The organism is Solibacillus sp. (assembly GCF_040273735.1).
GTDB lineage: Bacteria > Bacillota > Bacilli > Bacillales_A > Planococcaceae > Solibacillus.
Genome location: NZ_JBELZM010000005.1, coordinates 155,291 through 176,359, shown reverse-complemented (window position 1 = coordinate 176,359; position 21,069 = coordinate 155,291). Strand labels below are relative to the sequence as shown.

Genomic DNA, 21,069 nt, shown 5'->3' with positions numbered 1-21,069 from the left:
GTTTGTGGTGGGAAAAAAGCGGTAATGATTATTATTGCATTTATTTCACACTAAATAATTGGCTGCACTATATAATTTACCAATATATGTCTTTCTATTAGAGAGTGGTTTTACCTATAATGGTTTCCAGTTAAATTCTTTTACATCTTTATCATTTGGTTCTCTAACAAATTCCTTACACCCTTCATCACAAGCTCCAAATAACAGGTAATTTTTCTGTGCTTTTCGTAAAGATGGCGTGTTTGCGCCGCCCTCGTAATCTGGGTTATCATATTGAACTCCGTCATCTTCCCAAAAACAGATACTGCATATATTATATGTTCCCGGAGGTTCTTCATCTAACGTTTTATAGCCACAACAAGGACAAGTATATTTCATATTATCACCTCACATTTATTTAACCTTCAATTTCCTGTTAAGTTTCAGTTTATTCTTAAAATCATATTGTTGTTATCCTAACATATATATCCAATTCCCAGACAAATTTCTCAACAATCCTCCCAAAAAGAACCGCGCCTATTTATTAAAAACAAAGTAACCATAATTAAAAAAACTCATATAATCCATTTACAAAATAATCGTACTCATTATCATCAATGATTTTGTCCCCATACCCTTCAAAGAAGATTTGTATATCTATTTCATTCTCAAAGGCATAGGGTTTAGGGCGTATAGCTAATGATACGTCATATCTTGGATCGCCGAATGCACCACCACCCCAGTCTATTACGCCTGTAATTTTGCCGTTGTTGACTAAAACATTATCAATTGTAAAATCCCCGTGTATGAGCGTTTGATTATAGTCTTTCGGTTTAATAGATTTGATTTTTTCTAATAATTCCCCAGTACCGTCCACATGATATTTTCTCAAATTAAATTCTGCCTGGCATAACCTCTCATCGATCCAAGGAAGTTCACCTATTAGTTCAGCAGGACAAGGTGTTGAATGAATTTGCCACAAGAGTTTACCAAAGTTATATATTATTTCCTGCCGTTTCTCCTTACTTTTTTCGTTATATAAAGCGGATCGTACAGTTTCCCCTTCTAAAAACTCAATAAGAGCCCAAGATTCCTTTACGGATACTTGTTCAACGAAGTTTTTCACCTTTGGAATAGGTAATTTCGTTTTTTGAGTCAAACAGTTAATTACCGATACTTCTCGCTTTAGCAAAGCACAGTTTAACTCTCCTTTAGTTCTCTTGAGTGCATAAATCCCTTGATCATTTCCAATTAACCCAACATTGGAAGTATAACCTTGTCGTGGAAAGCTCATTGAATTAACCTTATTAAGAAACTTGTGTATTTCAATTGGAATCTCTTCAACACTAATCGGCAGCAATTGAGTACATCTCCTCCAGTAGTTGATAATCAATATATTTTGATTTAAAGATGTTTTAACTTTCCTTTCAGGTCTTGAATAATTTCATCGATACTTTTTCTTTCAGTATCTATATACTCTCCAAAATCAGATTGATTGAATGCCTCTAAGCATTTATCGGTTTGTTGATAACACCAGTTGCCTTCTTCCTCTCCACGTAATCTTAACCTTTCGTAAATTGTCTCTTTACTTGCATTCAAACAAAAATGATAGGTTTGTTCATCAATACTTTTAAATCCGTTGTAAATGTAGTGAAAGTATTCTATTTTTCTGATTGTCATTGGCACGATTAGATTGATATTATATTTAGTAATTAACTTCTTCCCCATATCAACGGTTATTTCCTTCCATAAATCCAGATCTTGAAAGTCTCCTGTAACGGATTCAGTTCTTTTAATATCAATGGGAATAACATTTCTTAACATGTAACCTATCTCTTCAGGATCATAAATCATACTATTTTCAATTTCGTTCACGAGCCTATTTGCTATTGTAGTTTTGCCTGCACCAAATGCTCCATTTATCATTATAATCAATACACCATCTCCCTTGTTGTCCAATTATCCTTCTACAAGACTATCCAATGCTTCTTGTATCTCTTTTTTAAAAGAGTATATTATCTGAATTTGCCCCCTTTTAATCTACTATCTTCTATTTATTTCTGTCATTCAATTATAGTTTTTAAAAAACCCGCACTACTAAAAGAGTGGGGTTAATTGTCACTAAAAGAGGTGATGTCACTGAATTCTACTTCACTTTCTTGAACTTCCTAATGGTTGAAAAATTTTACCATCTGTTGTTTGTACTTTCAATGATTCGTTTATTTCATTAAGACCTATTTGTATAAAAGGAACTTTATGCTCATCCCCTCCATCTACAAATTTCAGAATAATTTTCGTAGAGCCCCATTTGCTCACGTTTTCCACTTCAATTTCTTTACCAAGATATTTTTCACCTAGTAGCAAAGTAATTGCTTTACTTCCTTCAGAAATAGTGGAAATCCGATAACCTTCTGTATCTACAGGAGCAGCACTTGCCTGTTCGATAATCCAATATCCATCTTGTGAAAATATGGATATCCCGATTGTCGCAAAAAATATAATAGGTAAAAGAAATAAACTGATTTTATCTCTCTTATTAAGAGGCTGTGATTCAATTCTACGTATTAGTAAGGGTAAAAATAATGTCCCCAATATACTAACAATACAAAAACCTGCTGCTAGAAATAAATAACCCATCCCCTCAAATCCTCCAACCATGAATATGCTGTACGCAACAATCATTCCTGAAAAGAGAAAAGTGATGACAGGTGCCAAATAGTATTTGCCATTCCTTTTTGAAGCAATAAATACAAACGCATAAAATATAATACCTAAAAACAATCCAACCAACATGATTAAATAGGCCATGTTAGCACCTCCATTTATAAAAATAACTGCAATACTTTTTCTAAAAATATAATAATTACTAAATCCGTCACCAGGGATATCCAGAACCATTTTTTATTGAAGAAAGTAAATGTAAATACTAATAGAAATATGGCAGCTGGGATATAAAACAGAAATATTCCTGATTTAATGTACTCCAGCAATGATGGTACAGACTCGGCACCATTATATTTAAAGCTGGAGTAAACAATATAAAACAAAGTTATCGCTCTTACAGTAATCATTAATAACTTTAATCCATTATTAAACTGCACTAATTTTTTTAAGGGCTTCAACTCCACATTCTCTGAGTAATCGTGTTTTGGCAAAGTATTATTAAAGTTCTCAGTATTATCATATAATTTTCTGCAATCTTCACAGTATGTGATATGTTCTAAAATAACCTGTCTTGGTTCTTCATCCAAGTCGTTAATTATGGGGATCAACTCTAGAGATAAAAGATGTATTTTATTAAAAGAATCCATAGAACTACCTCGCTTTAATCATTCTTTTCCTCATTCTGAACACTATCGATTTTATTGTAGATACTGGTATATTTAAAAGATCGCTAATTTCATTGTAGTCATAACCATAATATTCTTTTGCTATAATAATTGCTTTTTCAGAAGTGGACAGCTTGCCTAAAATTGTTTCCAATTCGTTGTTTATTGTTGCACTTACTTCTGGCGTATAGTTGTCAACCAACAACGTTTCTATAATATTCTCATCTTGAAGCAACTCAGGCTTCTTCTTTTTATAATAATCAAGTAGAGTGTTTTTAACCCCTGTTATTAACCAGCTCCTCATATACTTAACTTCTGTAACTACTGAGGGTGAAACTAGAATTTTTGTGAAAAAATCTTGAATAATATCATCAGCTATTACGTCACTTTTGGTAAGACCTATTAAAAAGTTTCTTAAATACGCATAATGCTCATTGTATATTTCTTCAATCAGTACTAAAGGATTCATTTTAGACATTTTTAATCTCCCTGAACCATTTTCCCTTCAAAAGTGAGACGAGTGGGTAACTTCGAAAGTTGCTTTTATTTTCTTTATTTAACAAAAGGTGTTACCAACAACATAAATACCCATTTCACCTTTTTATTTGCACTTCAAAGAAGTCGGTATATTAACACGTGAAAGGCTGAAATCAGGTGGGTGTAAACCGTATTTTTGATTGTGCCGAATAAATTTAGCACATTCCCGATTCTGCCTGGATCAGTGGATAAAGGGTTATAATTGCCCGGCTTTCATTTCTTATTACAAAAATCCCTAAAATAGGTGATTGAAATGATTTGATCCGTTTATTATTAGTTGATTGCATTGAGGGGGTTGTCTACCATTTTATAAATAGCAAAAAGGCGCATGGATATTTGAATATCCTGCACCCATCTCTTTAACCTCAAATAGTTCAGTTAATTTACATCAACATCAAAAATATAATGTATATGTATAAAATTTTATACGTCATTTATTGTTTAGTACAGTCCATTATTTCCTGATAAAGTCTATTCCATTTCGGATAATAGTCGGAAATATCATTAGGATTTATAAAGATACGTCGGGTAGATTCATATCTCCCTTCAAACGGTAACAGTTTTGTGATATTCATTTTGAAGAAAACCTGATAGCCGATTTTAGGATATGGACTGCCTTCTGTCCACATTGGATTTTCACAATGGTCTACAATTATATATCCTAATAACTTACATTCTCCTTCAATATACCCCTCTTCCAAAGCTTCCCGTTTAAAGCATTCCTCTGGAGTTTCCTCTGGTTCGATGTGTCCTCCGGGAAAATCCCACCCTCGATCCTTTAAGTCGACTAGTAACAGTTGATCTTCTTGAAAACAAAAACCATGTACACTTGTTATTAAATTATATTGAGGAAGTGAAGTATTTTCTTCCCAAGTTAATTTAACTCTTGATTTGCCCCAATTAACATACGTTGTAGTCATTTTTCTCCTCCATATAAACTTCTATCTGAATAATAGATTTTAACGGTGTCCATCTTTCCTTGCTTGGATATAACCATAATATACACAAGTCCCATGGGTCGATAAATCTTTCACTTCCATACCGCAGCTCTCATAAAATTTGAAATTATTTGCTGAAGTGTGCGCAAACCAATCTCCATGCGGAAGTTTTTGAATACATAATTCTACAAGTTTTTTACCTATCCCTTTGCCCCTATATTCTGATAAAACGACTAAATCCATTATATTCGCTGCCATGATTTGATCGGAAATCACTCTAACCATTGCAATCATTCTCTCATTTTCCCAAACAGTGAATGCCCAAGTCGAATTTTTAAAAATGAGTGAGTATTTTTCTTTTTGCCAAGATGGAATATTTTTTGCCCATCCAGCGTCTTTAAACAAGGACTCTACAAAATCAGCCGGAATTCCTTCAGTACCTTCCCTAATGACGAAACCATTAAAATATTGATACAATTGCGCTGCTCCTTTCAATGTAGATATTACATACTGATTAGATAAGAAGGTGCTATATTCCTCTAATTGTTTGTAATTTTTTTCAAATAGCTTCACCAAGCATGTTTAACTAAAGACTAAATAAAAAAACAGACGGTTAAGAATTGCAATGTAATCAATTCTAAATGTCTGCTTTTTCGAATTAAGGAGCTAATAATTCTTGAATTTCTTCAAGCATTTTTTGAGCAGCTAAAATGCCGCCTGCTGTATTCCACACAGCATCACTCACGCTAATAGCTTTCCCATTTTTTACTGCTTCGAGATTTTGCCATAATGGATCAGCCGTCCATTCAGCTTCTGTTGCAGATGCGGAATCGTCACCTGTTGGTAAATATGTAAAGTAGAATAGTAAATCCCCATCCATTTGTGGAATTAATTCTTTACCGACTTCTACCGCCATTTGATTATCTTTAGTAAATAAATCTGCTTGCTCTTCTACTCTATTAAATCCTAATTCATTTAAAATAACACCCGAAAACGAATCTGTGTAGTAAATTCTAGAAGTGCCTGTTAAGAAACGGACGACAGATACAGATTGGTTTGTTACATCACCTAAAGATTCTTTTGTTTCTTGAATATGGGCATCATAATTCTCCAATACTTCTTCGCCTTTATTTACAGCATCAACTGCTTCTGCATATAATGAGAAATTATCCTTCCATTGACCTGTTAATGTTTCAGCAAAAACAGTTGGCGCAATTTTACTTAAGTTTTCATAATCAGCTTCCTGACGGATTTTATTACCGATAATTAAATCTGGCTTTAACTTTGCAATCGCTTCCAAATCGACAGCTGTTTCTTGTCCTACTACTTCTACTCCATCCATTTGAGCCGCAATATGTTCATACCAAGGTTCACCTGACCATGAAGATACAGCGCCAACCGGTTTAATTCCTAAAGCAAGTAATGCTTCTGTTCCTTCATTTGTTAGTACGACGATTTTCTCGGGTGTTGATGAAATATTTGTAGAACCCATCGCATGCTGTACTGTATATGATGTAGATTTTTGTTCGGCCGGCTCAGCACTGCTTGCCTCTTGATTTTCCTCTGTATCGCTACACGCAGCTAGAATACAAACTGTAAACAGTAATAATATTCCTAAGACTTTACTAAATAACATTTTCATACTTTTCTTCCTCCGATATGTGTGTTAGTATTATTGTGCCAATACATAATTGATAATGATTATCATTTTCTAACAGTTTAAATCATATTTGACTAGGAATCTTCTGTCAACATTAATTTTTAAATATTCATTCTAATCAAAGGAATTCATATGATGAAAAGTAACTTATCGAAAGTAATTCTATTATTATCCGGTTTTATTTTGATGATAATAGGGACCGTTCTAAGTATTACATATGGCTATGCTAATACTAATCTACATACAACTTGGGAAGCATTTTTCCATTTCAACAAAAGTAATGAACATCTCATTATTCTTAAGCACCGTTTACCCAGGGCGCTAATTGCCACTTTTGTTGGAGCATCCCTTGCAATTGCAGGTGCTTTACTTCAAACAATGACAAGAAATCCTTTAGCCTCTCCTGGTATTTTAGGAATCAATGCTGGCGCTGGCTTATTTGTAGTACTTGGTTTAAGTGTTTTACAAATGACAAGTCTCTTTAGTTTTACATTAGCGGCATTTTTAGGTGCTGCTGTATCGGCCCTTATTATTTTAGCGATTAGTTCTGTCGGGCATGGAGAGATGATGCCTATGAACTTGACTTTAGCCGGGACTGCTCTAGGTGCGTTGTTTTATTCCATAACTCAAGGCTTGTTAGCGATCAATGAAGCACAGCTCGATCAGGTATTATTTTGGCTAGCGGGATCTGTACAAGGAAGGGATCTCCAAATGCTTTGGGTAGTACTGCCTTTTTTTGCAATAGGCTGGCTTATTACTGCGATTATGGCGAAACAATTGAATTTGTTGTCATTAGGTGAGGATGTTGCAAAAGGGCTAGGATTGAATGTTTTAAAAACCAAGTTATTAATTATACTCATTGTTGTACTACTAGCTGGAGGTTCAGTTGCAATCGCTGGGCCTATAAGCTTTATCGGTTTGATCATTCCTCATATTGCCCGCAAAATAATTGGTACGGAACATCAATGGTATATTCCGTTAGCTGCACTTCTTGGAGCGATATTATTACTATTTGCAGATTTAGGTGCACGCTATATCATCATGCCACAAGAAGTACCCGTGGGCGTCATGACTGCCATAATTGGCACACCAATCTTTGTATATATAGCTAGAAAGGGATTTAATAAAGGATGAAAAAGTTAATGAACTTACAATCAAATTATTTTTCACAATTAGTAGATATAAGTGCTGTAATAAAGCTATTCATATTAATGCTTATAGTTGCTTTAACGTTTATTTTGAGTTTATCGATTGGTGATTCCTTTATTTCCCCGCTTAAAGTTATTTCGATACTCTTTGGTAATGGTTCCGCATTTGACACATTAATCGTTCAAGAATTTCGAATGCCACGAATTTTTATCTCTTTATTTGCTGGTATGGGGTTAGCAATTTCAGGTGCAATTTTACAAGGAATTATTCGTAACCCTTTAGCTTCACCAGATGTAATCGGTATTTCAACTGGTGCAGGCACAGCCGTTGTTGCATTTTTGGCAATATTTAGCGATGCTAACAATTCACTAACTGTAAGTATCGAATGGATGCCGTTCGCAGCATTTATCGGTGCTTTAGCTACGGCACTACTCGTCTACAGTTTAGCTTGGAAAAATGGTGTATCAGCGACTCGGCTCGTTATGATCGGGGTTGGTATTGCTTCATTAATGCAGGCATTAACAACTTTATTAATGCTCATCGGCCCAATTCATCAGGCAAGCAAAGCAAATGTATGGATTACCGGAAGTGTGAATAGTGCAACATGGCAACAAGTGAAAATAATTATTCCCGTAGTCACTTGCTTATTCATTATTACTCTGCTCGTTACTCGCCATTTAAATTTACAGCAATTTGGTGATGATGTGGCAACCAGCCTAGGACAGCATGCGCAAAAAACCAGACTGGCATTGTTACTTTTATGTACAGCTCTTGTAGGGAGTGCCGTCTCATTTGCCGGTACAATTGGGTTTGTAGGATTAATGGCTCCACATATTGCTCGTAAATTAGTAGGATCATCCTTTGGCTCGCTAGTTCCTGCTTCAGCTTGTATCGGTGGGATACTAGTTGTCCTAGCTGATACAATAGGACGGAGCTTATTTGGTTCTATTGTTGTTCCTGCTGGGGTATTTACTGCCGCAATAGGGGCACCTTACTTTATTTATTTGTTAATTAAAATGCAAAAAAGGTAGGCTGATAAGAATGATTGAAACAAAGCAGCTACAGTTAAATTACGGTGAAAAAATTATTATCGAGCCTTTAGATTTAGTGTTGCCTAAAGGAGAAATCACTGTATTAATAGGTGCAAACGGTTGCGGGAAATCCACACTTCTAAGATCCATTGCCCGATTATTGAAACCGCAAAGCGGAACCATCTTTTTAAATAATGAGGATATTACGAAATTGTCCGCAAAAGATACTGCTAAGAGACTGGCCATTTTACCGCAACAGCCAATGGCACCTGAAGGTTTAACCGTCCTACAATTAGTGAAGCAAGGACGCTTTCCGTATCAAAACTGGCGCAAACAATGGTCTAATGAGGATCAACTAATTGTTGAACAAGCGATTGCTGCCACAGGTTTAACAGAATTTAAAGATATTGAAGTTGATAATCTTTCAGGTGGACAAAGACAACGTGCATGGATTGCGATGACTTTGGCACAACAAACAGATATTATTTTACTTGATGAACCAACAACCTATTTAGATGTCACCCATCAAATTGAAGTATTGGATTTATTGTATAAGTTGAACAAAGAAAAAAATCGAACAATCGTTATGGTACTGCATGACATCAATTTGGCTTGCCGCTATGCTACCAATATTATTGCCCTCGTCAATAAAGGTATATATGCACAAGGAAAACCAGAGGACATTTTCACAATAAAGCTTGTTCAAGATGTTTTTCAACTGAATTGCGAGATTATAGAAGATCCGATCTACGGAACCCCTATGTGTATTCCATATGGGAATATCAAATAGCCAAGGCATTGTCTTGGTTATTTTTATAGTCCTCTACTCAATTGCGTAAACATTGTATTTATAGATTTGGCCATTAAACGCAAAAAGAGGCTTTTCCTATTCAAGGAAAACGCCCACTGAAATAATGCTTACATAGCACACTAAGCTAATTTAGGTTTTAAGTTAAAATATTATGGCTCTTGAAAACCCGCAGTTGCCATTATAAATATAGCAAGATAGCCAACCAAACCAACTGTATTTAATCCTAGTAATGTAAGTCTGATATACCCTTTCACACCGAACATTGCAAATAATAATCCTAATACGCCTAATACAAATGGTAAGTAAAGATTAGTGCCAACAATTAAGTTAAAAATCTTTTCCCCCAAACGAAAAGGCATTTCATTAAATAATGAAATTGTTAAAAAACAAAGAAATGCGGATACTACTGAAAAAATTACTCTCAACAACTATCACTCCCCATTTTCATCATTAATTTAATTGTTGGAAGTCCATTCATAAAGAATATCAGTTAAATTTTCTTCTTTCTCATGCCCTTTTGATCTGATTCTAAAGCCATTCTTTTCATAAAATCGCCGCGCGTTTTCATTTACTTCAAATGTATATAATGTTAATTTTCCACTGGACAGTTCTTTTGCATTATCAAGTAATATTTGGCCTATACCAAATCCTTGATAATCAATATGAATATAAAGTTGGCTGATTTCCCTATCATTATAGGCAATCATACCAACTACTTTGTCATCTATTAGCACTATATCTATTTGATAATTTTCAGGTAATATATTATTTAAAAAATATATATGATTTTCAAAGCTATGTCCTTCTTTCTGACCAATAGCCTTTTCCTTACTTTCTCGCCACATCGACACTGTCTGTTCAGCATATTTTGGATGATATTGCGTTATGATTAAATTATGCGAGTTCACTACATTACCTCCAATTTACTTTCACACCCCAAATTATTACTTGTTGTAATCTTTCCTATTTTTCTTTTTAATGAAAGTGTAGATATTTAAAATAACTCCAATTACAAAAATAACTATTGCATTGAATGCCAGTACTATTGCAATAAATCCACCTGCAAATGCTATTCCTTCTCCTGTATCATCCGGATCGGTATTGGTTCTTTTAAAATAATCAATTCCTAAAGACACAAAACTATAAACGATCACTGGAACTAAAAGGGCTATAATAATTGCCGATGCCCATATAGGGAATTTTTTTATACGGTATAAATACACGGCTATTCCATCACAAATTAAAATAGACAAAATTATAACCAGCCAAACAAGAGAATCTCCGCCCATAATAATACCTCCCCTCTTAACAGCCCTAATTGAATAAAAAAGCGTTGAACATTTTAATTCGTTTCACTGTGCTTACGGCTTTCTAGAAATTTTAAAACTGAGTAAGAAATAATTAATATTATTCCAATCAGAAATGCGATAATGAAGCCAAATGTCCCGTTTAAGCCTACCCAGCCAATAGTGAATGTAAGGAAAAATAGTTCATAGCATAAACCAGCTATTATTATTGCAATGGGTACATTAAATGGAAATAATATTTTCCAAGCAAAACCTAAAAAGGAAGCTGACATTACTATTATAACTAAAATGATTATGTGGAATATCCCCCAACGGAATCCTGCGCGAGACTGCCCTTCTTCACCAAAGGCAACCTGTGTATTTAAGTCATACAGCGTAAAGGCTGCTGTAAAAATTCCGACCAATAAAATTATAATAAATGTAATCCAGTTTATTGTTTTTATAGTATTTTTGTTTTTCATCTTTCCTCCTCAAAAAAGGCAACTCTGACAGTCTTCCTGCAAAAGTGCCCAATTATTGATGATTGATTTTTCAAGTAATAACTGCATTTAATTCAAGATTGGACATTACAAAAAAGCTGTTCAATCTTTTAACAATACTTTCCCGGACTTCAACTTCCTTTTCAGCATCTAGCGCTTCAGGATATGCAAAAGTAATCCCTATTGTACCTTCATCCAGCGGGTTTAACATTACTCCTGTGCCTGTAATAATTGCATTTGTCATTGCTGAAAAATGTAACATTTCATTTTGTAAAATTAATTGCTCTCTTTCCGTTAAACCTTGTTTAGAATTTCCATCAACGATAACTTTAAAATATGACAATTTGAATCCCCCTAGTGTAATCAAACATTCTCTTTCTTTTACTATTTTACAACTATTAACCAAAATTCTCCTCAATTATTCTTAAATGAATGTATGACTTTTAATAAAAAAAGACCCTTCCTCCAGGAAAACGCCAGATAATGACAAGGACCATTCTAATTCAAGGACTGGCATATATGGAGATATGGGCGTTTCATAAAAATCTAAAATATATTGAAACTATTTCTCGTTTTTTCCGTCTGTACAGCGCAATACGAAATAAGGGAGATTAAAAGATGAAATAAATACTAAAATCTTAAGCCCAATCCTTCATCAGGAATTAAGAATTTGTCGATTGGAACGAATGCGACATATTGAAAATATGAATCAAGAGGAATAAGTTATGAATAAGATAAGAAAAGCAAATGTCGAGGATGCAGCGATACTGACGGATATAGCTTTTAAAGCAAAAGGCTATTGGGGTTATTCAGATGATTTTATGAATGCATGGAAAGATGTTTTAACAATTACAGTAGACGATATCCAGTCTAAAGTTATTTATCTGCTAGAAGAAGATAAGGCTATTAAAGGGTTCTATTGTTTGTGTATAGAAACGAAAGAATTAGAATCCTTATTTGTAGCCCCTACATACATTGGTCAAGGCTTAGGGAGATTATTATGGAAAGATATTTTACAGAAGGCGGCAGAATTTGGATTAAGTAGCTTCCATTTTAATAGTGATCCAAATGCGTATGAATTTTACTTAAAAATGGGTGCAAAAAGAATAATTTATGTTGAATCAACAGTTATACCTGGGAGAATATATCCTTTTATGGAGTATAAGCTTACACACCTTCGAACAAAATAACGTTTCCAAATAGAAGACTGGGAATACAGCAGTAAGGCACGAATGTTGTTATATCAACGTTTCGTGCCTATTCTTTTGATATTGTTTATGCAGCATTTTATACCGATGTCTCGAACCAGTCCTTAACGGAAAAAGACCCTTTATATTTTCAGGGAAAAACAGGTTTGTTGAAATACATTTTATAAGAAAGATCACCTTAGTTAAATATAAAACTTGTTAACTTAATTGTTTTTTTGTTTCGTGTACAATAGTGGAAATTAGGAATTCATGAGTGATGTTTCTTGGATTATCTCCATAACGAAAGTCGTCTATCATTTCACTTATTTCATACCATATCTCTAACTCCCCATTAAAGAAGTGTTCACGCACCACTTCATAAATTTGATTAGCTAATTTTATTGCATTATTTTTATCATTTAATATTTCCTTCAATAAATGACGTATGTAGTGTTTAGCACATTCTTCAATTGAAGGCTCCGTCATACTTAATTCACCCAAAGCTCTTTTAAAATATTCTTCGATTTCAAAAATATTTAACGGTTCTCTTAAAGAAGCAAGGATATTTAGGGATGTTGTAGAGGTGTCGTTTTCCAACATACTGTTAGCCCAATTAATGTAGTCAATAGGCATTTCTTTACTTTTAAATCTATTATAATACAAGATTTTTGTATCCATATGCTGACTCATTTGTTTTATTACTCACCTCCTACTTACAGATTGTTGCGCTAGCTCAAGGAAGGAGACAGTTTGGTATAAAAATTGACATTTCATTTAAGTAGGAGATCATTCTTCATGTTGTGGATCAATATCTGTTTCTTCAACAGCACTGCCTGCTAAGGTCCATATATCCTCTTGACTTATTATTGTGTCTTTAACTTTATATTCATAAACTATTCTTGGTTCACTTTCAAAAATCACATGAAGATAGATGGCAGGTTTTATAACAGTTTGATCCGTATCGGTTATATTCCAGGAATCTTCAGGATACTTCTCTTATAAATGATCTTCTAATACCTCGATAGCCTGATGCGTTTGATTCTGTATTATAAACGGCCTAATCGCTCCGTAGTAGCTAAAATAACCTATTAGAACAATAAATAATAAAATCCAAATAAACTTTCTAACTTTTCTAGGTAAAAGAAAAGCTAGCAAACTAACAGCAAGGACACCGCTTGTAACTATAAATAATCCAATAATCACTGCTGGGCTAATTACTACCCCTCCCTATATTAAAATAAATTCACAGATTTAAAAGATATTTATTTGTCTATTTCTTTATACATGTTGATACCTGCTACTTGAAAACCCAGGTTATTATATAAATTTATTGCATGTTCATTATTTCCGAAAACATGTAATCTAAAAAAAGCAATTTTACGAACAGCTAAAAGGGATTCAAGTTCAGTCATCACTTTTTTCCCAATCCCTTTTGAACGAAACTCTTCCCTGAGGTAAATCTCATATAAAAAAGCACTCCTGTTTTCTTTTACTACCTTTATCCAAACATTACCTATAACTTTCTCATTTTCTGTAACATTATAGAATTCATGATTTTTTGTGTTAAATCCATTTGGCAAATATCCTTTTATCGCTTTTTCCGCTCTAACAAAAGAAGGTTCATCTATTATTTCAAAAACATTTTCTTCAAGGGTAAGAGCATACCTCTTTATTTTATCTTTTACGTATGCACCGTATTCATTTTCATTCATAGGTATTAATAATTCCACTCTTTTACCAGCTCCAATCTTACTTCACTATACTTGATTGCATGGCACAATCAGAGGATTACTTCGTATATTTTTTGATAGCCAAAAGGTAACATTGAAGCAATTATAATTCCTGCCACAATAAAAGAAGCTGCATACACTCTATATTTTGCCATAGAAATCTCTTTTCTTTTATTGGCTATACTTAATACTTTAATCATAGTAAAAATAGTAATAAAAATGATGATTGCCGAAAAAACACTTGTCATAAAGACTGGCATTTTTTAACCTCCGTTAACATTTTAGTGTTATGCGACTTATACAGTAAAACTGTAACTGCTATAGATAAAAGTCCGCTTATTGAGGAAATCCAGAAAAAAACATTACCTCCCATAGTTGTGGAATTATAAAACAAGCTACTAAATAATAAGAGTATAAAACCTATTAATCCACAGAAACCCATTCCCCATTTAGAGTTCCTTTTAGCTAGTAAATGGCAAGTTATACTAAGAATATAGAGGACACCTACAATCATAATTGTAGGAAAGAATGGCTGAAATTTAACTGCATATACGAAGTAATCGAGCTGGCTAATATCATGCCCATTTATAATCTCTTTATCAAACAAATTGGTAAATGGCGTTGAGTGCTTCCATTCTAATGTATTTTCTATAATTGCGCTTCCTTCATACCATGCAATGAAAGTTGATACTACTAATGTTAAGATTCCAGCTATAATTTGCAACACATACTTAAACAACATCACACCCCCTTATACTTTTAGCAACCATGAACTCACCTGTTAGTTTTTCTCGATTTTAATAGTTATTTTTACTTCTCTTCGCTAGATATGGTTACTATAACGTTAAATTTTCAAAAATGTTCCTTTTTAAGAATAACGTTCCTGATTAAAAATATACAATGCGCTATGTTCAACTTGCTATCCGTTAATATAAAGTCATGCAGCACATCAAAAATCCCTCCAATCCAAATAACTGAATTGAAGGGAGTCTCATATTAATCTATAAACGCGGATCGATTGTATCGCTTTCCAACGCAAGTGAGGCAAGTGCACATTCATGTACACGGCTACTGCTTTCCAAACTTACAAAGCGCGTAATACCTTCCAATCCTAATTTAAATTCCAATAAAGCGTTCTTCATTTTACGAGAAGGGTTCCGCTGTTTTAACTTCTTCATAGTGCCTTCATTTGTATAGTCCATGCCATAAATGATGCGTAAATATTCACGGCCACGCACTTTTATAGCCGGTTGCAGTAATTTGTCTTTATGATAAGAGAGAAAATCGAATGGCTTAATAACAATGCCTTCGTGACCATTTCCAGTCATGTCCTTCCACCAAATTATTACTTCCTGTTCATCCTGCTCGCTTTCGATCAAACGGTATTTTGTCGCTATAAATAGCGAGCTGTTTTCGGCCAAATACGCATTCATTTTCATATGCCAGCTGTGAGGCTGGTGGAAGTTTGTCGTTGAGCTGTGTGCAAGAATATGGAACGGTGCTATTTGTATGCCTGAAAGCTCCTTTGTTGGCCAGCTGTAGTTTTTAAAGATCGCATCGAAGCGTGCAGCATTTTTATATTTATCGGTATATTCCTCTATCCAGTTCGTCACGTCCACATGCTCTGTTGCTTTTAACTTTTCGATGATTTTATAGCGATCCATCAACGCATTTTCAGCGACCGTTTCATATTGTTGATCAATTAAGCGGTGTGCTTTTAAATTCCAAGGCAAAATTTCGGCGTCCATTAAGACGAAGCTTGTATTAAATTGTTCGAAGTAATTTTTAGCGACTAGTTCCGCATGGATTTTTTCCACCATCTGTTGCTGCTGGGCTTGTTCAAAGAATGCGCGGCCTGTACGTGTTGTGATGTAACCCAGGCTATCACTGTTAATGAGCTCCTTTGCCACTTCTCTATCTTCTGCAATAAAGATGACAGCGCGGCTGCCCATATGCTTCTTCTCAGCAATCATTTTTAGAATACCATTTTTCTTATAGTAATTAAAAGCCTCTGCAGGGTGTTCCAAGTAATCCGGTAACACTGATGTTTGTGGTGTTGGACTCATTGTTGGCGGAATGTAAATTACCTGCTCCAAAGGCAATGTATAGTGAGAAAATGTATCCATTGCTGCCAAGGCATTTTCTTTAGGAATTGTTATTTGATCCCCGCTCGTTGTATGAACCTCAAATCCATTTATAAATTGTGCAACATTCGGCGGGCTGAACCTCTTGTTTTTTGCCTCTAAAATAGGGTTGTCCTCAGTCCCGGCATAGTTTGCGAGTGCCTTCACACTTTTTAATGTCTGCTCAGGATATTGAAATGCCGTAAGTTCCCCTCCAAATACAACACCTTGGTCAATATTAATTGTTCGGTTTGCCTTGAACGGCTGTACTTTTACATCATGTCCCCAAATAATCAGCTCGCTCGTTTTATGCTGCGAAAACCAGTCACCGCGAACAGGTTTACTGGAGTCTTCTGTTTGCTGAATATCACCGTAACGGCAAAAATCCGAAATTCGTTTAGATTCTTTGCCGATGTAATGGTCCTTTATGCCGGCATGTGTAACAACAGCTTTTGTCATATTATTTTTTGATAAAATATAATGTGACGGTGCCTTTAAAAGCATGTTAGCAAATTGTTCTTTTAGTGCCTTAGCAGCCTCTTCTCCATGGACCTTTGCATACTCGGTAAATTCTTGCTCGACAAGTTCATCCCCATGATTAAGAGAAACGTATTTCCCTTCTAGCCAGCGCGCTATTTTCCAGCCATGATTGCTGTCTGCCATATAGCTTAATCCTGCTTCAATTTGATTTAACCAAAATTGCATCGTCTCAATTGATTTAGGACCACGGCTCATAATGTCGCCTACAGAAATTAACCGGCGTCCAGCGGGGTGAACATATACATTGCCGCACTGCTCATAGCCAAGATCCTTCAAGAGCACAAGCATCTCATCATAGCAGCCATGAATATCCCCGATAATATCAAAACCGCTTTCGATTTCTAAATAAAGCTTATTCGGTTCTCGCACTATTTCGACACTTTCGTTATTTAATTTATAAATTTTGGCAAATGGTTCTTTTTTTATTGCTTTCAACTCATATTTCAACGTATTAAATTGCTGAAGTATGCGTTTACGACCTCTAGGGTTATCACGCAGCACATCACGTGCAAGCAGCTGCTCTTTTGATGTATTCAAAATAAGCGCTAAAACAGGTACATGATTACGCTTAGCAATTTCAAAATATTTAGAGCGTTCAATGCCCCGTAAATTTGTTGCATCAATTATCGATATTTTGTTTAATTTGGCACGGGCTTCCACAATTGTATGAAGCGCATGGAACGCCTGCTCTGAAATGCGCTGATATTCTTCGTAAACAATATCCTCATCATCTTTTGATACGGCTGTAAAATCGATAAAATCTAGATCCGCGACCAGCCGACGATAGTAGTCAGAGCTAATAATCTCGCTTTCAAGGAGCTGACCTGAATCGACTAATGATTGCAGTAATGTGGATTTCCCACTATTTGATGGCCCAATTAAAAGTACGATGGCCCCGTTTGGAAGTTTAAATTGCATGTAAATCTCTCCTTGTCATGATACACATTTGGGTAGGAGCACCGTATTGGGCATGTACAGAACCGATCCCTTCAAATTGTAAGTCATAGTTTGGCGCAACAGCTTTACACCATGATTCAAACTGCTTGCGGTCCCATTCAAAACGGTGATCATCATGACGCATTTCTTCAAGTTCGTAAACCGTATTATACTCAGCGTTTGGTGTCGTGATAATTAAATGCTTTGGCGTATAGTTTTGCGTAATTAGCTGCATGATTTGAGGCAGTCTTTCCTCATCAATATGCTCTATTACCTCGCATAAAATAAATACATCCGCCTCTGCAAAATCTTGATCTTCATAATAAAGTGAGCCCCATTTAATAATTGGTGCCGTGGATAAATGCTGATCAGCAAAACGTTTTTGCATTTTAGCAAGTGCATGATTACTAGGATCGACACTGTACAGCTTTGTAATCGATTCGATTTGCGCAAGAAGCATCGATAATTTTCCTTCTCCAGCCCCCATATCGATGACCGTTCTAGGTTTCAATGCTGTAACTGTCTCGGCAATCATTTCATAGCGAAGCGTATTTAAAGATGGCTTGTAGACTTTTTGCTCATTCACTTCTGTCATGAACAATTGCTTAAAGCGCAATGCTTTTTTGTAAATAAACTCACGCATCGGATGAGCTTCAAGCCAGCCCTCTCCGAAATTTTCCAGCCGCTCCCGCTCTGCTTCATCAATAAAATAATGCTTATAGTCATCCATAACCGGAATTAATATAAATATTTGTTGAAGTGCTTTCTTTAAAGTAATGGTATTTGCAAGCGTTAAGAATCGTGCACGTTTAGCGTCAGTCATTGTATTGATCGTTACTTCATAGCCTAACGGTTCCCATAAATTTCGGATTTCTTCGTCTGTGAGCCTTGATGAAATTGGGCCAAATTCAAACGTAAACGGAAAGTCCATCGCTGCAAAGTGTAGATATTCTTCCTTAGGCTTTCCGTTCAGCGCTGTGCCTAAAGCTGAACGAATAAGCGATAAGAAAATGGTACTTACAGCAAATTCACGGTCATTAATGTAATGGGTAATATCAAATGCTTCATTGTCTTTTACAAGCGCCAATGAATCAGGTGTAACAAAGATGGATGCGTATAATTCGTCATCTGTCATTTTATGATATACAAATCGTACCGCGTGCCCTTTTACTTGACGTTCATAAACGGTCGCCGGGTTTTTCGCCAGTAAATGCGAAATTGCTCTCGCATGCGGATTTTTCGTGTAAATAGATAATTGCATAATGTTACATATTCTCCTTTAAGGGATAATTACTAATTTCTATTATAAATGAGTGATTGGGTAAATGTTTGTAAATTTACAGTTTGTTGTTTCAGGCTTTCCACTACCGCCAAAGTAAAAAGCCTGCATTTTAGCATACAGGCTTTGTTAAAACTTTTTCAAATCCCCCAATTTTCGATGAACATCCGTCAAAATTTCACCGGCCGTCCCCTCCAACACTAAGTCAAACGAATAATGTGCACTAGTGGACGTTTGCTCACGGTTGATATAGACGAGCTTCCCTCTAGACATGCTAGGCAACTGGTTGACAGGGTATACTTCCAAACTTGTCCCAATCACAATAACAAGGTCTGCCTCGTGTATTTCGTGTAGCGTACGGTCCCATGCCTCTGTCGGTAATGTCTCACCAAACAGTACTACATTAGGACGTAATTTTCCCGAACAATATGTGCAAATACTATTATTCAAAAACTGCTCTTTCCCATGGGGTTTTCCGCATTTTTGGCAGCGGATTGACACGATATTGCCATGAAGTTCCGCTACATTTTTACTTCCAGCCTGCTGATGAAGCTGGTCGACATTTTGGGTTGCGATAAGCGAAACAAGTCCGCGCTTTTCGAAGTCCGCCAATATTAGATGTCCTTTATGCGGTTTGCAGTTATCCAATGCGGTAATTCTCATCTGGTAAAACTCCCGGAAATGTTCATAGTTCTTTTGCAGACTTTCTGTCGAGGCAACAATACGCGGATCAATATTTTGCCACAAGCCTGTTGATGAGCGAAAATCCGGTATGCCCGATTCAGTCGACATTCCCGCACCTGTCAGCAAGACTGTACGATTCGATTCTTCCATCAAGTGAGCCAGTGTTTCAGCCGTCATCCCGATTTCCCTCCATCTCAACCTCATTCACAACTTCCAGCAATGTATTCGTCAAAAGTGCGAAACGTTCAATGATATGTTCTTTTAAAATATGCTCATGTTCTGCGTGAATACCGTCCCCTACAAGACCAAGACCATCCAATGTCGGTGTGTACAACGACGTAAAATTGCCGTCACTTGCACCGCCTACTGACGCTTCACCCACATCAAAACCAAGCTCCTCGGCTTCTTCCTGCGCAATTTCGAACAGTTCTTCGCTGTATTCATCACGTTCCATCGGAGGCCGGTTAATTCCCCCATCGATTTCGATTTTTGTACGCTGATCATATGGTTTAAGCTCTTCGAAATAATCGTCGATACGTTCCTGCTCTGTTCGTGTAACCGATCGGACATCAACCCCTACATGTGCCTCGTCAGGGATCACGTTCAATTTGCCGCCGCCCTGCATCATACCGACATTCAGCGTTGTCCCCTTCTTATAATCGTTAAGTGCATCAATATTCAGGATTTGCCTTGCTGCTTCAGTAATCGCGCTGACACCATCTCGCGGATTATTGCCCGCGTGCGATGCTAGCCCTCGAATGTTCAGCAAATACCTGGAAGTCCCTTTCCGCGCAATTTTCAGTTCACCCGAAACCGTAACAGCAGGCTCCAGTATAAAAGCGGCCACTGATTTTTTCGCTTCTGCTTCGATTAGTGCTCTAGATGTAGGACTTCCGATTTCTTCATCACTGTTCAGGAAAAAAACAACCCGACGCTTCAAAGGAAAATTCATTTTTTGAACATATTTAAAAAACCAAATAGCACTGACGAGGCCTGATTTCATATCCAAAACACCAGGACCGAAAATTTTATCTTCTTCCTCATGGTACGGCAAAGCCCCTTTATCCCAAACGGTATCATAATGACCGATCATTAAAATTTGTTCAGTTCCCTCGCCTATTTCAAAGCGGAGATGGTTGCCGTTATTCTCCATCGCATATTCCGTCGCCTTTACATGAAAATAGTCGTAAAACATCGACTGGAGTACATCTTTGCACAGATCAAGCAGCTCTTTGTTTTGCGACGGTGAATCGGCCAATACTAAGCGTTTAATATCATCTTTAATATCTTTTTCATGCAATGTAAAAAAATCGAATGCTTCCATAACAACGCCTCCTTCGTTTTCTATACCCAAAAATGCCTAAGTGACA

26 protein-coding genes are annotated in these 21,069 nt (G+C 35.9%); 4 read left to right on the top strand and 22 right to left on the bottom strand.

Going from position 1 to position 21,069, the window contains the following annotated elements; translation table 11 throughout:
* Positions 1 to 114: 114 nt before the first annotated feature.
* The 9 genes from ABS917_RS07590 to ABS917_RS07550 form a co-directional block, all read right to left on the bottom strand.
* Entirely contained in the window at positions 115 to 378 is a 264-nt protein-coding gene (locus ABS917_RS07590) for a CPCC family cysteine-rich protein (protein WP_350478440.1), read from the bottom strand.
* A gap of 166 nt (positions 379 to 544) precedes the next feature.
* The gene (locus ABS917_RS07585; RefSeq protein WP_350478439.1) at positions 545 to 1,339 is read right to left on the bottom strand and encodes a phosphotransferase family protein; all 795 of its coding nucleotides are present in this window, start codon (positions 1,337 to 1,339) and stop codon (positions 545 to 547) included.
* 44 nt (positions 1,340 to 1,383) lie between these two features.
* Positions 1,384 to 1,905 carry an AAA family ATPase gene (locus ABS917_RS07580; RefSeq protein WP_350478462.1) on the bottom strand — a complete coding sequence of 174 codons (522 nt, stop codon included), beginning with the start codon at positions 1,903 to 1,905 and terminating at the stop codon, positions 1,384 to 1,386.
* A gap of 225 nt (positions 1,906 to 2,130) precedes the next feature.
* Complete coding sequence (locus ABS917_RS07575; RefSeq protein ID WP_350478438.1) at positions 2,131 to 2,787, bottom strand: YesK family protein; 657 nt, start codon at positions 2,785 to 2,787, stop codon at positions 2,131 to 2,133.
* A gap of 14 nt (positions 2,788 to 2,801) precedes the next feature.
* A complete protein-coding gene (locus tag ABS917_RS07570) occupies positions 2,802 to 3,290 on the bottom strand; it encodes a zf-HC2 domain-containing protein (RefSeq protein ID WP_350478437.1) in 489 nt (162 codons plus the stop codon).
* Positions 3,291 to 3,294: 4 nt separating this feature from the next.
* Complete coding sequence (locus ABS917_RS07565) at positions 3,295 to 3,786, bottom strand: RNA polymerase sigma factor (protein WP_350478436.1); 492 nt, start codon at positions 3,784 to 3,786, stop codon at positions 3,295 to 3,297.
* A 493-nt stretch (positions 3,787 to 4,279) separates the two neighbouring features.
* The gene (locus ABS917_RS07560) at positions 4,280 to 4,765 is read right to left on the bottom strand and encodes an NUDIX hydrolase (protein ID WP_350478435.1); all 486 of its coding nucleotides are present in this window, start codon (positions 4,763 to 4,765) and stop codon (positions 4,280 to 4,282) included.
* Positions 4,766 to 4,804: 39 nt separating this feature from the next.
* A complete protein-coding gene (locus ABS917_RS07555) occupies positions 4,805 to 5,260 on the bottom strand; it encodes a GNAT family N-acetyltransferase (protein ID WP_350478434.1) in 456 nt (151 codons plus the stop codon).
* A 181-nt stretch (positions 5,261 to 5,441) separates the two neighbouring features.
* Positions 5,442 to 6,425, bottom strand: a complete 984-nt coding sequence (locus ABS917_RS07550) for an ABC transporter substrate-binding protein (protein ID WP_350478433.1) — start codon at positions 6,423 to 6,425, stop codon at positions 5,442 to 5,444.
* 150 nt (positions 6,426 to 6,575) lie between these two features.
* On the opposite strand from ABS917_RS07550, the gene ABS917_RS07545 reads away from it, so the two are divergent.
* The 3 genes from ABS917_RS07545 to ABS917_RS07535 are packed head-to-tail and all read left to right on the top strand — an operon-like array spanning position 6,576 to position 9,413.
* Positions 6,576 to 7,577, top strand: a complete 1,002-nt coding sequence (locus ABS917_RS07545; RefSeq protein ID WP_350478432.1) for a FecCD family ABC transporter permease — start codon at positions 6,576 to 6,578, stop codon at positions 7,575 to 7,577.
* A gap of 8 nt (positions 7,578 to 7,585) precedes the next feature.
* Positions 7,586 to 8,623, top strand: coding sequence for a FecCD family ABC transporter permease (locus ABS917_RS07540; protein WP_350478431.1), 1,038 nt, complete (start codon positions 7,586 to 7,588; stop codon positions 8,621 to 8,623).
* Between the two features lies 1 nt (position 8,624).
* Positions 8,625 to 9,413, top strand: coding sequence for an ABC transporter ATP-binding protein (locus ABS917_RS07535; RefSeq protein ID WP_350478461.1), 789 nt, complete (start codon positions 8,625 to 8,627; stop codon positions 9,411 to 9,413).
* Positions 9,414 to 9,583: 170 nt separating this feature from the next.
* Here the strand turns inward: ABS917_RS07535 and ABS917_RS07530 are convergent, their stop codons facing one another.
* From ABS917_RS07530 to ABS917_RS07510, 5 genes are all read right to left on the bottom strand, one after another.
* Positions 9,584 to 9,859 carry a hypothetical protein gene (locus ABS917_RS07530; protein WP_350478430.1) on the bottom strand — a complete coding sequence of 92 codons (276 nt, stop codon included), beginning with the start codon at positions 9,857 to 9,859 and terminating at the stop codon, positions 9,584 to 9,586.
* Positions 9,860 to 9,889: 30 nt separating this feature from the next.
* On the bottom strand, positions 9,890 to 10,342 hold the full coding sequence (locus ABS917_RS07525; RefSeq protein WP_350478429.1) for a GNAT family N-acetyltransferase: 453 nt from the start codon (positions 10,340 to 10,342) through the stop codon (positions 9,890 to 9,892).
* A gap of 36 nt (positions 10,343 to 10,378) precedes the next feature.
* A complete protein-coding gene (locus tag ABS917_RS07520; protein WP_350478428.1) occupies positions 10,379 to 10,723 on the bottom strand; it encodes a hypothetical protein in 345 nt (114 codons plus the stop codon).
* A gap of 53 nt (positions 10,724 to 10,776) precedes the next feature.
* On the bottom strand, positions 10,777 to 11,202 hold the full coding sequence (locus tag ABS917_RS07515; protein ID WP_350478427.1) for an RND transporter: 426 nt from the start codon (positions 11,200 to 11,202) through the stop codon (positions 10,777 to 10,779).
* A gap of 70 nt (positions 11,203 to 11,272) precedes the next feature.
* A complete protein-coding gene (locus ABS917_RS07510) occupies positions 11,273 to 11,563 on the bottom strand; it encodes a hypothetical protein (RefSeq protein ID WP_350478426.1) in 291 nt (96 codons plus the stop codon).
* Between the two features lie 382 nt (positions 11,564 to 11,945).
* Between ABS917_RS07510 and ABS917_RS07505 the strand changes: the two genes are divergently transcribed.
* The gene (locus tag ABS917_RS07505) at positions 11,946 to 12,410 is read left to right on the top strand and encodes a GNAT family N-acetyltransferase (RefSeq protein ID WP_350478425.1); all 465 of its coding nucleotides are present in this window, start codon (positions 11,946 to 11,948) and stop codon (positions 12,408 to 12,410) included.
* Between the two features lie 216 nt (positions 12,411 to 12,626).
* Here the strand turns inward: ABS917_RS07505 and ABS917_RS07500 are convergent, their stop codons facing one another.
* From ABS917_RS07500 to ABS917_RS07465, 8 genes are all read right to left on the bottom strand, one after another.
* A complete protein-coding gene (locus ABS917_RS07500) occupies positions 12,627 to 13,085 on the bottom strand; it encodes a hypothetical protein (RefSeq protein WP_350478424.1) in 459 nt (152 codons plus the stop codon).
* A gap of 584 nt (positions 13,086 to 13,669) precedes the next feature.
* On the bottom strand, positions 13,670 to 14,137 hold the full coding sequence (locus ABS917_RS07495) for a GNAT family N-acetyltransferase (RefSeq protein WP_350478423.1): 468 nt from the start codon (positions 14,135 to 14,137) through the stop codon (positions 13,670 to 13,672).
* Between the two features lie 50 nt (positions 14,138 to 14,187).
* Entirely contained in the window at positions 14,188 to 14,397 is a 210-nt protein-coding gene (locus ABS917_RS07490; RefSeq protein ID WP_350478422.1) for a hypothetical protein, read from the bottom strand.
* Complete coding sequence (locus ABS917_RS07485; RefSeq protein WP_350478421.1) at positions 14,382 to 14,876, bottom strand: YjdJ family protein; 495 nt, start codon at positions 14,874 to 14,876, stop codon at positions 14,382 to 14,384. Before ABS917_RS07485 ends, ABS917_RS07490 begins: the two co-directional genes overlap by 16 nt.
* A gap of 262 nt (positions 14,877 to 15,138) precedes the next feature.
* Positions 15,139 to 17,718, bottom strand: coding sequence for an AAA family ATPase (locus ABS917_RS07480; RefSeq protein ID WP_350478420.1), 2,580 nt, complete (start codon positions 17,716 to 17,718; stop codon positions 15,139 to 15,141).
* Positions 17,708 to 18,997 carry a methyltransferase domain-containing protein gene (locus ABS917_RS07475; protein ID WP_350478419.1) on the bottom strand — a complete coding sequence of 430 codons (1,290 nt, stop codon included), beginning with the start codon at positions 18,995 to 18,997 and terminating at the stop codon, positions 17,708 to 17,710. Before ABS917_RS07475 ends, ABS917_RS07480 begins: the two co-directional genes overlap by 11 nt.
* 147 nt (positions 18,998 to 19,144) lie before the next feature.
* Positions 19,145 to 19,876, bottom strand: a complete 732-nt coding sequence (locus ABS917_RS07470; RefSeq protein WP_350478418.1) for an NAD-dependent deacylase — start codon at positions 19,874 to 19,876, stop codon at positions 19,145 to 19,147.
* On the bottom strand, positions 19,866 to 21,023 hold the full coding sequence (locus ABS917_RS07465) for a M20 family metallopeptidase (RefSeq protein WP_350478417.1): 1,158 nt from the start codon (positions 21,021 to 21,023) through the stop codon (positions 19,866 to 19,868). Before ABS917_RS07465 ends, ABS917_RS07470 begins: the two co-directional genes overlap by 11 nt.
* Positions 21,024 to 21,069: the final 46 nt, after the last annotated feature.